General features: G+C 35.3%; 1 pseudogene. It reads left to right on the top strand.

What is annotated here, in order from left to right:
* Window positions 1-127: 127 nt before the first annotated feature.
* Window positions 128-754, top strand: a pseudogene (locus B2X72_RS19565) (UDP-GlcNAc--UDP-phosphate GlcNAc-1-phosphate transferase); the annotation flags it as partial.

Raw genomic sequence — 754 nt, 5'->3', positions numbered from 1 at the left:
TTTTTTGTAGCGAATATAATGGTTAATCCGTTTTTAAATAAAAATTAAAATTATTATATTTGCACAGCTTTATTTGACTCACTAATTATATTTTATGACTTATATTTTTACGCTGATAATCCTTTTTTTGTTAGAGCTATTGTATCTGAGGATTGCTAATAAGTTTAATATTATTGATAAGCCCAACGAACGTTCTTCGCACACGAAGATCACCATACGCGGCGGCGGTGTTATTTTTTATGCCGCCACGATTATATATTTTATCTCCTCCAGTTACCAATATCCTTGGTTTTTTTTAGGCTTAACCCTATTAACCTATATCTCTTTCCTAGACGATATCAGGGGTGTACATCCAAATTGGCGGCTAGCTGTACATTTTGCATCGGTTTTGCTTATGGTGTACGAGTTTGGTGTCTTTAACTATCCTTGGTATTATTTGGTATTGGCTTTTGTCTTTACGATAGGTGTAATCAATGCCTACAATTTTATGGATGGTATAAACGGTATGACTGCTTTCTGCACGTTGGTGATGGGCAGTCTTTTAGCCTATGTAAATACCAAGATCAATTTTATCGAGCAGGACTTCCTTATCTATACGTTATTGGGAGTTGTTGTTTTTGGATTCTTCAATTTCCGCAAAAAGGCAGTGTGCTTCGCAGGGGATGTCGGCCCGGCTGTATTATCTTTTATGTTATTATTTGCCTTGGGAAAACTCATCTTGAAAACAGGTGATTTTAGTTATATTCTTTTTCTT

This window comes from Sphingobacterium sp. UBA7253, from assembly GCF_002472745.1.
Taxonomy (GTDB): domain Bacteria; phylum Bacteroidota; class Bacteroidia; order Sphingobacteriales; family Sphingobacteriaceae; genus Sphingobacterium; species Sphingobacterium siyangense.
Note: the sequence above shows the minus strand (reverse complement) of the source record. Positions and strands in the feature narration are given on the sequence as shown.